The organism is Paraburkholderia sp. BCC1884, assembly GCF_900996225.1.
Classification (GTDB): Bacteria; Pseudomonadota; Gammaproteobacteria; order Burkholderiales; family Burkholderiaceae; genus Paraburkholderia.
This window is the reverse complement of record NZ_CAAJGL010000079.1, coordinates 52911-66647: the sequence shown is the minus strand read 5'-3', so window position 1 is coordinate 66647 and position 13737 is coordinate 52911. Positions and strand designations below refer to the sequence as shown.

Genomic DNA, 13737 nt, shown 5'->3' with positions numbered 1-13737 from the left:
CGGGTAGCGTTCGCCGAGAGTATTCTGGAGAGGCTGGCGGCCGAGATACCCGCGCTTTACGGCTTGTTGATCTCGATTGTCGCGCCGATCGCTCGCATCCTTGCAAGAACTCGTTCCATTGTCTCCGGATCGAGCTCCAACTGGGCAATCGCGAAGAAGAGCATGTGCATCCCCATGTCGCGCTGCTCGGTCGATGAGGTGTACTTGCGCCACTGGCGCCCCGTCGAGACGCCGAACAACTCCGCCATTTCGGTGCTGCTCATGCCGAGTTCCGACTTCAATTTGAGAAGGTCCTCCGGAGTCGGCGGAGTGTAATTGATCATGTTTTTTTGAGGCGCAATTGAGCGCACGAAGAAGGGTCTTCATGAGGGGCTTCCTTTCGGAGAATCGGGCCGCGCACACTGCGTAGCCCATACGACCATGGTAGGCCCTTTGGGTACCTTCGGTCAAGCGATCCCGTACGTCAATCTGTCTATAACGCGGAATGTGCGCTGGGACACCAATTGCAAGTCGCCAATGTTCTGAGACGCGGAGCATCAGTTCGCTCCCTTCGGATCGATCGCGCGTGACGCGAGCAGCAGTCCCTGCGTGATCTCTGGAATCTGATCGGGTCGCAGCGTGATGCCGGCACGGCCGGGTTTGAACTCGCCGGACTCCGTCACATACCAGACCCGAAGGTCGATGAACGAGCGGCCGCGGTACTCGGAGATGGTGACGCGCAGACGCTCGCTGTCGCTCTTGCGGATGTCCAGAAAGGAAGCGGTCGCGTTGGCGGTCATGCCGGTTCTCTCAGCAAGATCTTGCGCAGTTCGCCAACGTTCCAGCGCGCATTGCCGCCAATCTTAATTGGCTTGGGCAGGGCGCCGCGCTTAGCGCGTTCCCAAACCGTTGAAGAGCTACAGCCGCAGAGCGCGGCCACCGTTTTGACATCGACGCCTGCCGCATTTGGTAGGTCGTCAAAGTTCCTGAGGGTGCTTGCTGTTTTCATCCGTATCGACTCTGAGGCGTCCGGTATTGGACGGGTCGATACGAAATCTATTGCTAACTTCGACGGTTATTTGCCACATGGCAAAAGTAGTTGCCAGCGGCAAATCAGGAGGCCAGCAAAGTCAACCCAGCGCTTATGCTGTCTCGAACGCTCGAGCTCTTTAGTCCATTCCTGTCCGCATCGGGCAGCGCTTCGATCACCTCGCCTATCGCGGCGGCAATCTGGCTAACGTTGGGTTTTCCACCCCTAGTGTATTTTCCGCCCTTCTCTGCCAGCACGAGCGCAAGAGCGGCGATCTGCTTAAGCAGTTTGTCCCGTTCGGCGTCAGTAAGCTTTTGCGGAGAGTCTCCTTCAGCATGGACTGGGATCTCGTTCAGCGCAGCGTGGATGTCGGAAGCAGCAATGCGAAACTCAGAATGATCGGGAAATTCACCACTCGTGATATTCACGTAGTCCTTCGATTTATAAGAAAACGAATCTGATGGTGACTTGCGCCGCACTATTCGCAGAACCGATTCGCCATCTTCATCAAACACAAGCACCCCGTGCACGTATTCTGTTTTTGCCTCGTGCTCCCCAATCGGAGCAACTATCAAGTCAGAACGATCCAGCACTGCGATGCGATGAAGTCCATGTAAAACCTCTATGGAGTCTTCGGAATTGTAGTCAAGCGTACCGGCTCGAAGCCACTGCAACCTCTCTTCAGAAGCCTCAGGAAAATAGTCGTAGAGGGGATTCTGCGTCGGGTCAGAAAAGTAGTGACAGACGGGGTACATCGCGACGGCATAGCGGCCGCTGACATCCCACCATGCCGGCATCTCACCACTAAAGATCTGTTCCAAAACGTCATCTTGGCTTATAGGCTCCTCGAAAAGCTGACTGAGTGTGGTCGCCGCTTCCGAGACTGAATACCAGCGTTTGAATTTTTTTGGTGCCTTCACCGCAAGCCCCTACATAACCGAAATTGAGAACGAAGTTAGCCGCATTCGTTGGCACATACGGCTAACCTGCGGCAAGGCTGTCATGCCGTCTTGTTGATCGGTAGCGCGTCCCCGGCTCCGATCGGCTTGGCGATGAATTCGGCCCAGTCAGTCATCATGCGCCGGCGCTTTTCCAGCACGTCGCTGCGCCAGTACGCCGCCTCGGTCGCGTCGCCCTTGATGTGCGCCAGCGCGACTTCTGCCAGCTCGCGTGGATAGTTGGTGTGCTCCCCTGCCCAATCTCGAAACGTCGATCGAAATCCGTGAGGAGTCGCCTCGAGCTTCTGCCCACGCATCAACTCGAGCAGCGCCATATCGCTGAGCGCGCTTCCCGACCGTTGATTCCGGAAAATCAGGTCGACGTCGTCTTCTCGCTCAATGGACTTCAGGAGTTTCACGGCGGCCGGCGACAACGGTACGCGATGCTCTCGCTGCATTTTCATTCGCGGCCCAGGTATCGACCAGATTGCCTTCTTGAGATCGATTTCGGTCCACACGGCGCCGCGCGCCTCCCCAGATCGAGCGGCCGTCAATATCGCAAATTCGAGACACCGGGCGCTGACGCTACCCATCGCGCGAAGAGTCACCATGAAGTTGCCCATCTGCTCGATCGGCAACGCGGGGTGGTGCCGCACTCGCTTCGTTTTATTCGGTTTGGAAAGCAGCTTTTCCAGGTTGCCGCGCCATGCGGCGGGATTGATCCCGTTCTCCCTTAACCCATTTACCCGAGCCCAGTCGAGAACTGCCTCAACGCGGCCGCGCACACGGGATGCCGTTTCCGTTTTGGTAGTCCAGATCGGCTCGAGCACCTCGACCACGTGCGATCGATCGACGTGTCGGACCAACAGATTCCCCATGACGGGATAGGCGTAAGTCGTCAGCGTATTGGTCCATTGCGTAGCGTGCTTCGCGTTGCGCCACTCGGGCGCTTTCGCTTTGATAAACCGCTTCGCCGCCTCCTCGAAAGTCACCTCGAGCGCCTGCTCCGCGCGCAGCCGGCTGGCAGCTTCTTTGCGCGCCATAACTGGGTCAGTGCCAGCAACGATCTCATCGCGCGCGGCCTGCGCCTTCGCTTGGGCTTCCTTCAGTGATATACCCGGATAAGCACCGAGCCCGATCTCACGTCGTCGCTCGCCCACGGTAACGCGAAGCACCCACGAACGGGCGCCACTCGGCGTAATCTGCAGCGCGAGACCCGCCACTTTCCCGACCGTGTGACGCCCCGGAACAGATAGGCGGGACACTGCCAGCGCGCCAATCTCTTTCGCCGTTTTTGGCATGGATGAATCGAACTTTTCGCCGGAAAGGCCCGTCAGACGGGGCTCTGCTGGGTTCGGCGGAGGAGGCGCAGAAAGTATCTGCGGACAGCACTCGAAAAGCGCCCACCCACCGACCGACCCACCAAAAACTTTACGACTAAACCGGACTGAACGCAATCATTCCGGACTATTTCATTTTGGGATTTTGCCCTGCAAGCCCTGTTCGATAAGGGTTTGGGCGATTGAACCGGACGGTTCAGGATTGCTCCAGAGGGGTGCCCTGGCGGAGAGACGGGGATTCGAACCCCGGATAGGTTATTAACCTATACACGCTTTCCAGGCGTGCGACTTAAACCGCTCATCCATCTCTCCGGCGGGGAGCCGAATTATAGCAAACTTCGCGCCGAGCGCCAGACCCATGCGCAAACACGTCTAAGGATGCCGGATATAGTCCACCAGCGCGGTCGTATAAGCATCCGGTTTCCGGTCGATCAGGCTCACGACGATCGCCACCAGAAAACCCGCCGGCACGCCGAACACTCCTGAACTGATCGCCTCGATCCCGAACCAGCGCTCCCCCGCGAAACCCGTCAGCTGCGTGAAGAACGGGTAAGTCGAGACGATGTAATAGATGCACACCGACAACCCCGCCAGCATGCCCGCCACCGCGCCCAGCCGCGTGGTGCGCTTCCAGAACACGCCCAGCACCAGCACCGGGAACAGACTCGAGGCCGCGAGCGAAAACGCGGCGCCCACCAGAAACAGAATATTGCCCGTGTTCAGCGACGCCACATACGACGCAAACAGCGCCACCCCTAGCAACAGAATCTTCGATATCGTCACGCGTCGTTGACTCGACGCATTCGGATCGACCATGTGGTAGTAGACATCGTGCGACAAAGCATTCGCGATCGTGAGCAGCAAGCCGTCCGCGGTCGAGAGCGCGGCGGCCAGCGCGCCCGCCGCGATCAATCCCGACATGACGTACGGCAAGCCCGCAATCTCGGGCGCTGCCAGCACCACCATATCCGGCTGCATCTGGATCTCGCTCCAGCGCACGATGCCATCGCCATTCGTATCGGCCAGACTGATCAGGCTCGGCTCGACCTTGCGCCATTGCATCAACCACTGCGGCAGATCGGAAAAGTGATGGCCCACCAGATTGGTCAGCATCTCGTACTTGATCAGCACGGCCAGCACGGGCACCGTCAAATAGAACAGTGCGACGAAGAACAGCGTCCACCCCACCGAGCGGCGCGCGGAAGCCACCGAGGTCGTCGTGTTGTAACGCGTCAGGATGTGCGGCAAGCTCGCCGTGCCGAGCGACAGACACAACAGCAGCGATAGAAAATTACGCTCGTGAGTACGCCGGTCTTCATCGTTCGAGGCGGGAAACGGTTCGTGCATCGGCACCGGCGCGGCAGCACGGCTCAACATTTCGTCGCGGCGTTGGGTCCAGACGCTCTGCGCGGCGGCGGCATCGCGAGGAAACTGTTCGAGCGCTTTCTCGCGTTCCTTGATCTCGCGCAGCGGCCCATTGTGCCGGCGCAGATCGGCCACCTCCTGCATGAGCCGCAGCTTTTCATCGACGAACGATTGCGGCAGCGTGTCGATGCGCATCTGCATCAGGTCGGCACGGCGTCGATAGTCGTCGCGCACGGTCTGCTCGAGCGGCGCGTCGCGCACCTGCTTCTCGAGTCCTTCGACACGCTCCATCAAACGACCGTAATTGAATTGCGGCACCCAGCCGAGGCCGTCCTTGTGCGCGATCATCGACACCGGAATCAGGATCGCCGCAATCAGGATGATGTATTGCGCCACCTGCGTCCATGTCACGGCACGCATACCGCCGAGAAACGAGCACACCAGAATGCCGGCGAGTCCGCAGAAAATGCCGACGGCGAAGTCCACGCCGATGAAACGCGTCGCGATCAGTCCCACGCCTTGAATCTGCGCGACCAGATAGACGAACGAACACAGGACCGCCGCCAGCGCAGCGAGTCCGCGCACCGCATTGCTCGAAAATCGCGTGCCGAGAAAATCGGGAATCGTGTAGCGCGCGAGCTTGCGCACGTACGGCGCGAGCAGGAACGCCACGAGGCAGTAGCCTCCGGTCCAGCCCATCAGATACGCGAGACCGTCGTATCCGGTGGCATAGATCGAACCGGCAAGCCCGATGAACGAGGCCGCCGAAAGCCAGTCGGCCGCCGTCGCCATGCCGTTGAAGACCGACGGCACGCGCCGCCCCGCCACGTAGTATTCGACCAGATCGGAGGTCCGCGAGAGCAAGCCGATCACCGCATATACCGCGATCGGCACGAACAGGAAAACGTAACCGATCCACACGCCAGGCCCCGTCGCGCGCTCGATGCGCCACATCACGTAGATGAAGAACAGGAAGCCGAGCGTATAGAGCGCGTAGGAACGGATCAGGCGGTTCGTGAGTTTCATCGGCTCAGCGTCCGCGTTCGATGACATCGGCGTGGGCATCCGTATCCGCATCCGTATCCGCATCCGTATCCGCATGCGCCTTCGCATCGGCGTCGAAAGCACGTTGCAGCCGTCGATCGGCGCCCTGCATCAACACGATGTAGACGACGATAAGCGCCACATAAAGCAGGATCGCGCCCTGCGCGCCGACATAGAACGGCAGACTGAATCCGCCGATCCGCACCCGCGTGAGCGCCGGCGCCAGCAGCGGAAAAACGAACGATGTGACGAAGCCCAAGGCCATCAACGTGGCGATCAGCACGAGGTTGAAACGCCAGTACCGCTGATGCGCGCGCGCCATCGCAGCCGAGACCGGAGGCGGTTCGGGCGCGGGATTGAGCGTAGCGTGAGGGGAGTGGTGAGGCGCGGCCATGCGCCTATGTATCAAAAAGCCACCGGGCAGGCAATCGGGATTGTCCGCGCGGTGGCTTCGGCTTGCATGGTTCGAGCCGGACTTACAGCGACTCGCCGAGCTGATCGAGAATCGCCGGGTTCTCCAGCGTGGAGACGTCCTGGGTGATTTCCTCGCCCTTCGCGAGCGAGCGCAGCAGGCGACGCATGATCTTGCCCGAACGCGTCTTCGGCAGGTTCTCGCCGAAACGGATGTCCTTGGGTTTCGCGATCGGACCGATTTCCTTGGCGACCCAGGCGCGCAATTCGTTGGCGAGCTTTACCGCTTCTTCGCCTTCCGGACGCGCGCGCTTGAGCACGACGAAGGCGCAGACCGCCTCACCGGTCGTGGCATCGGGACGACCCACCACGGCGGCTTCCGCGACGATCGGATTGGACACCAGCGCCGACTCGATCTCCATTGTGCCGAGGCGGTGGCCCGACACGTTGAGCACATCGTCGATGCGGCCCATGATCGTAAAGTTGGCCGTGTCCTTGTCGCGCACCGCGCCGTCGCCGGCGAGGTACAGCTTGCCGCCGAGTTCTTCGGGGAAATAACTCTTCTTGTAGCGCTCCGGATCGCCCCACACATTGCGCAGCATCGACGGCCACGGACGCTTCACCACCAGAATGCCGCCCTGCCCGTTCGGCACGTCCTGGCCGGTTTCGTCGACGACCGCAGCCATGATGCCCGGCAACGGCAAGGTGCACGAACCCGGCACGAGCGGCGTGGCGCCCGGCAGCGGCGTAATCATGTGACCACCGGTTTCGGTTTGCCACCACGTATCGACGATCGGGCAGCGGCCGCCGCCGACGTTCTCGTGATACCACACCCATGCTTCCGGATTGATCGGCTCGCCGACGGTGCCGATGATGCGCAGCGTCGACAGGTCATAGCTCTTCGGATGCACTTTCTGATCGGCCTCGGCGGCCTTGATCAGCGAGCGGATCGCAGTCGGCGCCGTATAGAACAGCGACACCTTGTGCCTGGCGATCATGTCCCAGAAGCGGCCGGCGTTCGGATAAGTCGGCACGCCTTCGAACACGACCTGGGTGCCGCCGATCGTCAGCGGGCCGTACGTGATGTAGCTATGCCCCGTGATCCAGCCGATGTCGGCGGTACACCAGAAGACGTCGGTCGGCTTCCAGTCGAAGGTCCACTTCATGGTCTGCGCGGCCCACAGCAGATAACCGCCGGTGCTGTGCTGCACGCCCTTCGGCTTGCCTGTCGAGCCCGACGTGTAAAGAATGAACAGCGGATGCTCGGCGCCGACCCACTCGGGCGCGCACTGATCCGATTCGGCTTGCGTGAGTTCGTGCATCCACAGATCGCGGTCGTCGTGCCACGCAATCTTGCCGCCCGTGCGCCGATACACGATCACGCTCCTGACCGCTTCGCAACCGCCCATGGCGATGGCTTCGTCGGCGATGTTCTTGAGCGGCAGCGCCTTGCCGCCGCGCATCTGTTCGTCCGAGGTGACGAGTGCGACCGCGCCCACGTCGACCAGGCGCTCATTGAGCGACTTCGACGAGAAGCCGCCGAACACCACCGAGTGCGTGGCGCCGATCCGCGCGCACGCCTGCATGGCGACGATGCCTTCGATCGACATCGGCATGTAGATCACCACGCGGTCGCCCTTCTTCACGCCACGCTTTTTCAGCGCGTTCGCGAAGCGCGACACACGTTGCAGCAGATCCTGATACGTGACGTTGGTAATGGTGCCGTCGTCGGCTTCGAAAATGATCGCGACGCGCTCGCCGTTGCCGGCTTCCACGTGACGGTCGATGCTGTTGTACGACGCATTCAGCTGGCCGTCTTCGAACCACGTGTAGAACGGTGCGTTCGATTCGTCGAGCACCTTGGTGAAGGGCTTGTTCCAGCTAAGCGTCTCGCGGGCGAGGCGCCCCCAGAAACCTTCGTAATCGCGTTCCGCTTCGGCGGCGAGCGCCCGGTACGCGTCCATGCCGGAGATCGCGGCGCCAGCCGCTGCTTCAGCGGAGGGCGGGAAAACGCGGCGTTCCTGAAGAACCGATTCAATCGCAGACATCGACAACCCCTTGGTGAAGATGAAACGTAAAACCTATGCCATGGCGTGCTGCCAAGATAGAGCGTGCAACTTACCTGTCACTTACATGCGCCTGGCGCGGCAGGTCGTCGCAAGGTATTCGCGACTGTCATGTTAGCTGATGCGCTCTGGCAATGTCATGAATCACACCGCAAGGAGCCGCGTCCAGCGGGCGCGCACGCGATCGGCATCCGGGTTATACCGGAGTCGATGCGTGTGCTCGCGGAAAAACTGGTGTTAACCCGTAAAGCGCAGGTTGCTCGTGCCGTTAGCTTTGCGGCGGCGACGGCAGGCGTAGCGCCGATCAGGCTTCCAGACGCACTCGCCGCCTGAGGCTTGCTACACGGTTACGCTACCAGGCACGCCTTGGCGCCGGCGGCGTCAACATGGAGTTCGTTCCGGCTGGTTCGCGTTGCCGTGCATCGTCACTTGTCTATCTGAAGATTCTAAATCGGCTTTCGCCGAACACCTGTCGCCCCGGAAAAGTGCCGGTCCATTGCAACAGCGCAGACGCGTCACGAGGTCACATTTATAGCGATGTCCGATGGTGAGCGGTCGGCGATCTGTGGGTCTACTTCACTTCTATACATAAGTACGCCGTACTAATCACCGATCTCTTTACTATTTGTACAGCCGGGCCAAACCCAACACCGTCGGCCGCGCGGCTCCGGCTTTTTTCAAGCGGACTTTCGAAACCTCAGGAATCTCGACATGCAAGCAACGATGCAAACGCAGCTTTCGTTCAACTCACACCAGACTTACACGACCACGCCGTTCGGCGGCGCATCGTCACCGCGCTCGAACGCCCCGGCGTTCGGCAACCCGCGCAATCCGTCGAACCAGATGGCGAACACGGTGAGTGGTTTCTCAAAGACCTCGTTCTCGGTCCAGGGCCAAACCACGATGAATGGCCGGAGCACGCCGTTCATCGCGCAGGGAACGATCAGCACCCGAAGTCAGGGCATCAACCCGATGCCGCCCGGTTCCGGACGCGACGACCGTTGCGCGAGCCGCACGCCGCCGGCACCGGACCCGCGTTGCGGCTGCAACGACTCGGGCCGGGTCGACGCAACGCAATGGAGCAACACGCCCGTCTCCGGCAACAAATCCAGCATCGACCTGGGAGACTACAAGCTCGACTTCAGCAAAGGCGACTCGTCGATGCTGCTGACCGACAAGAAGACCGGCGACACGACGAACATCTACGGCGATCCGCATCTCGTGCAGCATGCCAACAGCGGCAACAAGACCTCGGCCATGTTCAACGGTCCGATGACCTTCATGCTGCCGGACAATACCAAGGTCACCGTCAGCACCCAGGCGGCTAAGAACAATCCGTCGGTGTCGTACGCGGATAAGGTGACGATCACACGCGGCAATCAGGCCTATCAGGTCACGGGTTTGAGTCAGGAAAACAAGGCCGGCCTCAACGTGCAGAAAAGCAACGACGGCCGCACGCTCGACGCCGCCACACCGGACGGCTACACCGTAGTGGCCGCGCGCAACGGTACGGGCTGGGTCGATCCGGCCACCGGCAAGCAGCCGACCGCGGACGACCTCAAGAAAGCCGCGTAAGCGCGGCACATCGCGCGGGGATAACGGCGCACGTTGTTGTCCTCATTAGACGCCGCGCATTCATGCGCCGATGGATGCGCGGCATCTGGAATGCCTGCTAGCGACCGCCGCGTTTGAAGCTTGAGACCCAAAGCCCGAGCTTCGAAACTCAATGCTCGATGCTCAGCGCTCTTCGCCGCGCAACGGCGGCTCGCCAACGATCTTTCGCGTCATCATGCCGCGCCTGCTCGATCTGCCACGCCCGCAGCGCCTCCCCCGCCGCCTCGCGCGCCGCCGCGTGCAAGTGCCGCGCCTCGCTCAACAGCCTCTGCAAACCGGGCATTAACGCGTCGTGGCCCCGCAGCGTGGCATGCCATTGCGCGCGGGCGCGCACGTCACGCCGGCACCACGCGAGCACGCTCGACCGTCGCTGCGCGTGCTGTTCCAGCGCCTCGAACTGCCGAGCCACCGCGTCCGCCGCCTGCCGCTCCCGCCGACGCGCATCGGCCAGCCCGCGCAGCCGGCGGCGTACGCGCACACCCCGCACCCGCGTGAGCAGCCGCCAGAACTCCGCCTCTCGCGCCGCGCCCCGCATCACGCGGCGCGTCCGTGAGCACACAATGCCTGCAGCAACGCGCGCGTCTCGTCCCACTCGCTGCAACGATCGTGCGGTTGACGCAAGAACGCCTGGATCGCACCGCGCCGGTCGATGGCGAGATCGGTCTCGAGATCGTGACCCCGTTCGTATTCGCCGATCTGCAACAGCATCTCGATCTCTTCATAGCGCGCCAGCCAGTCGCGCACGCGGTTAGCATCGGCGCGCTGCGGCGCGTCCGCGACGCGGTTCATCAAGCGGCTGCGGCTGCGCAGAACGTCGATGGCCGGATAGTGGCCGCTCGCACCCAGCTTCGACGACAACTGGATATGTCCGTCCAGCAGCGACCGCGCTTCTTCCGCAACCGGGTCCGACAGATCGGTCTCATCCGCGAGTACCGTATAGAAGGCGGTGATGCTGCCTTGCGCGTTCACGCCAGCCGCTTCGATCAGACGCGGCAGGCGCGCGAACACGCTCGGCGGAAAGCCGCCGCGCAACGGCGGTTCGCCCACCGCGAGGCCGAGTTCGCGCAAGGCACGCGCGTAACGTGTCAGCGAGTCGAACAGCAGGAGCACATTGCGACCCTGCGCGCGCAAGTCCACCGCGACCTGCGACGCGAGTTCCGCCGCCTTGATGCGCTCGGCGGCCGGACGATCCGAAGTCGCCGCGATCACGACTGTCGAAGCACGCCGCCGCGCCAGATGGTCGTGGATGAATTCGCCCACCTCGCGGCCACGTTCGCCGATCAATGCGACCACCACGGCGTCGGTCGATGCACCGTTGGCGATCATCCCCATGATCGTGCTCTTGCCGCCGCCGGCCGACGCAAAAATGCCGGTCCGCTGGCCGACGCCGCAAGTCAGCAGACCATCGATCGCACGCACGCCGGTGACGAACGGCGTCGTGATGACCGGACGGTCGAGCGGATTGAGCCACGCCGCCGTGCCCTCGTGACTGCCAGCCGCACCCTGCGACGATGGCGGCGGCGGACCGCCGTCGAGCGGCTTGCCGAGACCGTCCACGACACGCCCGAGCAGGCCCACTGCGTCGACACCACCCCACGTCGAGCCGCAGCCCTGTGCCTCGGTGATATCCGACAGTCCGGCCAGACCGGCAAGCGGCATCACCAAGGCGCCATCGTGCGCGAAACCAACCACCTCGCCATACTGTGCCTCCCGCGTATCGGGTCGCACCAGCTGCACTTTCTCGCCGATGCGCAACGACACGCCCACCACACGCGCAATCACACCGCGCGCTTCGACCACCCGACCGCGCAAGGTGGGCGCGGACGAAAACCTGGGCACGCCCGGTCCCGACGATTTCATCATGCTCTCCTTCAATCCGCGCCCAAGGTCGCGATGGTCCTGATCCGGTAGACATCCAGCGGAATTTCTTCGATGGCGAGTACCTCGATGTTTCGCCCAAAGTCGTGCAGCAGACGCGCGAGGTGCGGACGCAACACCGCATTCGTCACGACGAGACTTATCCCGTCCAGCTCCGCGGCAAAGATCTGCTGGGCGCGTTCGAGTTCGTCAGCAGACAACACGCACAGCGGTTCGCCGTCGACGCCGCTGCGAATCTGCGCTTCGAGACTCGCTTCCCAACCCGGCTCCAGCACTGCTGCGTCGATCGTCCAGGTCTCGAGGTCGGCGTGCAGGCGTGCAATCTGCCGCCCCAACTGGATGCGCGCCTCCCGCACCATGCGGTCGGTGGTGCGCTCACCGGCCGGCACCCGTACCACCGCTTCGAGAATCGCCCGCAGATTACGGACCGGCACGTGCTGCTGCAGCAGTTGCCGCAGCACGCCCGCCAGTTGCACCGTGCTCACCGCCTGCCCTGCCTGCGCAACCAGCTCGCGAAATTCGATCGCCAGTTGATCGAGCAGAAAGCGCGTTTCCTGGGTGCCGAGGAAATCGGCCGCCGAGCGTTCGCACACTTCTCCGAGGTGCTCGCATAGCGCTTCGTCGGCGCTCGCCTTACTGATCGCCGGATCGTCGACCGAAGCTGCCGCCGCGTTCGCCATCCACACCGATTTCGGCGCGCGCGGCCGATAGCCCGCCACGCCCTCGAAGGTGATACGACCCGCGTCGCCGCTGAGCAAGGTGTGCGCGGCGAGCAGCGTGCCGCTCGCATACGGCACGTCCTCGATATCGACGATGTAGGCTTCGGGCGCGAGCCGCGCATCGCGCAACAGTGCAAGACCGGGGAACGGCACACCCAGTTCGACCATCAGACGCCGCCGCAATAAACCGAGTTGACGATTCAGCGCCTCGGGCCGCAACGCGTCGAATGCCTGCAGGCCGAGCCGCAGTCGCAGCGACGCACTCGTGCCCAGTTCGACGTCGTCGAGAATACGCGGGACGTAGTGGCCGCCGTCGCGCGTCATCTCCGGCATCACTGCCCGCTGCGAGTTGGTCGCAAGCGCGGCGTTACGCATCAACGTGAGCGCCAGCGCCAGCAACAGTCCGCCCGCAAGCACAAACTGCAGGTGCGGAAATCCCGGCATCGCCGCCAGCGAACAGCACGCGACGCCGGCCATGCCGATCGCTTTCGGATGCCCGGCCAGTTGCCGGTAGATGTCGCCGCCCAGATGGGTGTCCGGCTGGTCGGCCGACGCCACGCGCGTCACCAGAATGCCGGCCGACACCGACACGATCAGCGACGGAATCTGCGACACCAGACCGTCGCCAACCGTGAGAATCGTGTACGCATGCAGCGCGTCGCCGAACGACATGCCGCGCTGCGCAATGCCGACCGCGAGCCCGCCGACGATATTCACCAGCGCGACGACGAGCCCCGCTACCGCATCGCCCTTGACGAATTTCATGGCGCCGTCGAGCGAGCCGTAGAAGTACGTTTCGCGTTCGAGCGCCGCGCGCAGGCGGCTCGCCTGCGGGGCCGCGATCACGCCGCTGCGCAGATCGGCGTCGATGCTCATCTGACGCCCCGGAATGCCGTCGAGCGTGAAGCGCGCCGCCACTTCGGCCACCCGGTCCGCGCCCTTCGCCACCACGATGAACTGGATTGCCGCGAGCACGATGAAGACCACGAGGCCGACCGCGACGTTGCCGCCCACCACCATCTCACCGAACGCGCCGATGATCTGACCGGCATGCGCGTGCAGCAGAATCATCCTGGTCGAAGCAATCGCCAGGGAGAGGCGCAGCAACGTGGTAATCAGCAGCAGCGAGGGAAAACTCGCGAGTTCCGCGGCCTTCGAGACATATAGCGTGGTGGTCAGCATCGTCAGACTGGCAGCAAAACTCACGCAGATGAACAGATCGAGCACGAACGGAGGCACCGGCACGATCAGTAACGCGAGCACGGCCAGCAGGCCGAGCGCGACGGCGAGGTCGGCATGGCGCGCAAAGAAGGCCGACAGATCGTAGCGGCTCAGGAAGGAACGGTTCGACAT

12 protein-coding genes and 1 tRNA gene are annotated in these 13737 nt (G+C 62.6%); 1 reads left to right on the top strand and 12 read right to left on the bottom strand.

Annotated elements, in window-relative coordinates; genetic code table 11:
• Nucleotides 1-56 precede the first annotated feature (56 nt).
• The 9 genes from FQ705_RS15740 to acs form a co-directional block, all read right to left on the bottom strand.
• Complete coding sequence (locus FQ705_RS15740; RefSeq protein ID WP_313955673.1) at nt 57-263, bottom strand: XRE family transcriptional regulator; 207 nt, start codon at nt 261-263, stop codon at nt 57-59.
• Between the two features lie 273 nt (nt 264-536).
• Entirely contained in the window at nt 537-779 is a 243-nt protein-coding gene (locus FQ705_RS15735; protein ID WP_144142635.1) for a transcriptional coactivator p15/PC4 family protein, read from the bottom strand.
• A complete protein-coding gene (locus FQ705_RS15730; protein WP_144142633.1) occupies nt 776-988 on the bottom strand; it encodes a helix-turn-helix transcriptional regulator in 213 nt (70 codons plus the stop codon). Before FQ705_RS15730 ends, FQ705_RS15735 begins: the two co-directional genes overlap by 4 nt.
• A gap of 104 nt (nt 989-1092) precedes the next feature.
• On the bottom strand, nt 1093-1929 hold the full coding sequence (locus FQ705_RS15725; protein ID WP_144142631.1) for a hypothetical protein: 837 nt from the start codon (nt 1927-1929) through the stop codon (nt 1093-1095).
• An 80-nt stretch (nt 1930-2009) separates the two neighbouring features.
• Nucleotides 2010-3248 (bottom strand): tyrosine-type recombinase/integrase, encoded by a 1239-nt coding sequence (locus FQ705_RS15720; protein ID WP_144142630.1) that lies wholly within the window; start codon nt 3246-3248, stop codon nt 2010-2012.
• A 260-nt stretch (nt 3249-3508) separates the two neighbouring features.
• Nucleotides 3509-3599 (bottom strand) — tRNA-Ser (locus FQ705_RS15715).
• 60 nt (nt 3600-3659) lie between these two features.
• Nucleotides 3660-5678, bottom strand: coding sequence for a sodium:solute symporter family protein (locus FQ705_RS15710; protein ID WP_144142628.1), 2019 nt, complete (start codon nt 5676-5678; stop codon nt 3660-3662).
• Between the two features lie 4 nt (nt 5679-5682).
• Nucleotides 5683-6090 carry a DUF4212 domain-containing protein gene (locus FQ705_RS15705; protein WP_144142626.1) on the bottom strand — a complete coding sequence of 136 codons (408 nt, stop codon included), beginning with the start codon at nt 6088-6090 and terminating at the stop codon, nt 5683-5685.
• Nucleotides 6091-6172: 82 nt separating this feature from the next.
• On the bottom strand, nt 6173-8155 hold the full coding sequence (gene acs / locus FQ705_RS15700; protein ID WP_144142624.1) for an acetate--CoA ligase: 1983 nt from the start codon (nt 8153-8155) through the stop codon (nt 6173-6175).
• Between the two features lie 729 nt (nt 8156-8884).
• Here acs and FQ705_RS15695 point away from each other — a divergent pair.
• A complete protein-coding gene (locus tag FQ705_RS15695; RefSeq protein ID WP_144142622.1) occupies nt 8885-9748 on the top strand; it encodes a DUF1521 domain-containing protein in 864 nt (287 codons plus the stop codon).
• A gap of 148 nt (nt 9749-9896) precedes the next feature.
• On the opposite strand, the gene FQ705_RS15690 is transcribed toward FQ705_RS15695, so the two are convergent.
• From FQ705_RS15690 to FQ705_RS15680, 3 genes are read right to left on the bottom strand one after another with little or no spacing between them, the layout of a single operon-like run.
• On the bottom strand, nt 9897-10322 hold the full coding sequence (locus FQ705_RS15690; RefSeq protein WP_260854558.1) for a hypothetical protein: 426 nt from the start codon (nt 10320-10322) through the stop codon (nt 9897-9899).
• Nucleotides 10322-11650, bottom strand: a complete 1329-nt coding sequence (locus FQ705_RS15685) for a FliI/YscN family ATPase (RefSeq protein ID WP_260854534.1) — start codon at nt 11648-11650, stop codon at nt 10322-10324. Before FQ705_RS15685 ends, FQ705_RS15690 begins: the two co-directional genes overlap by 1 nt.
• An 8-nt stretch (nt 11651-11658) precedes the next feature.
• Nucleotides 11659-13737 carry a flagellar biosynthesis protein FlhA gene (locus tag FQ705_RS15680; protein WP_144142618.1) on the bottom strand — a complete coding sequence of 693 codons (2079 nt, stop codon included), beginning with the start codon at nt 13735-13737 and terminating at the stop codon, nt 11659-11661.

Bases quoted from the DNA above. Each gene is read 5' to 3' on its own strand.
- FQ705_RS15680 (WP_144142618.1), bottom strand. From the start codon at position 13,737: ATGTCGAACCGTTCCTTCCTGAGCCGCTACGATCTGTCGGCCTTCTTT.
- FQ705_RS15710 (WP_144142628.1), bottom strand. From the start codon at position 5,678: ATGAAACTCACGAACCGCCTGATCCGTTCCTACGCGCTCTATACGCTC.
- FQ705_RS15730 (WP_144142633.1), bottom strand. From the start codon at position 988: ATGAAAACAGCAAGCACCCTCAGGAACTTTGACGACCTACCAAATGCG.
- FQ705_RS15720 (WP_144142630.1), bottom strand. From the start codon at position 3,248: ATGCCAAAAACGGCGAAAGAGATTGGCGCGCTGGCAGTGTCCCGCCTA.
- acs (WP_144142624.1), bottom strand. From the start codon at position 8,155: ATGTCTGCGATTGAATCGGTTCTTCAGGAACGCCGCGTTTTCCCGCCC.
- FQ705_RS15690 (WP_260854558.1), bottom strand. From the start codon at position 10,322: ATGCGGGGCGCGGCGCGAGAGGCGGAGTTCTGGCGGCTGCTCACGCGG.
- FQ705_RS15695 (WP_144142622.1), top strand. From the start codon at position 8,885: ATGCAAGCAACGATGCAAACGCAGCTTTCGTTCAACTCACACCAGACT.
- FQ705_RS15685 (WP_260854534.1), bottom strand. From the start codon at position 11,650: ATGATGAAATCGTCGGGACCGGGCGTGCCCAGGTTTTCGTCCGCGCCC.
- FQ705_RS15740 (WP_313955673.1), bottom strand. From the start codon at position 263: ATGAGCAGCACCGAAATGGCGGAGTTGTTCGGCGTCTCGACGGGGCGC.
- FQ705_RS15735 (WP_144142635.1), bottom strand. From the start codon at position 779: ATGACCGCCAACGCGACCGCTTCCTTTCTGGACATCCGCAAGAGCGAC.
- FQ705_RS15705 (WP_144142626.1), bottom strand. From the start codon at position 6,090: ATGGCCGCGCCTCACCACTCCCCTCACGCTACGCTCAATCCCGCGCCC.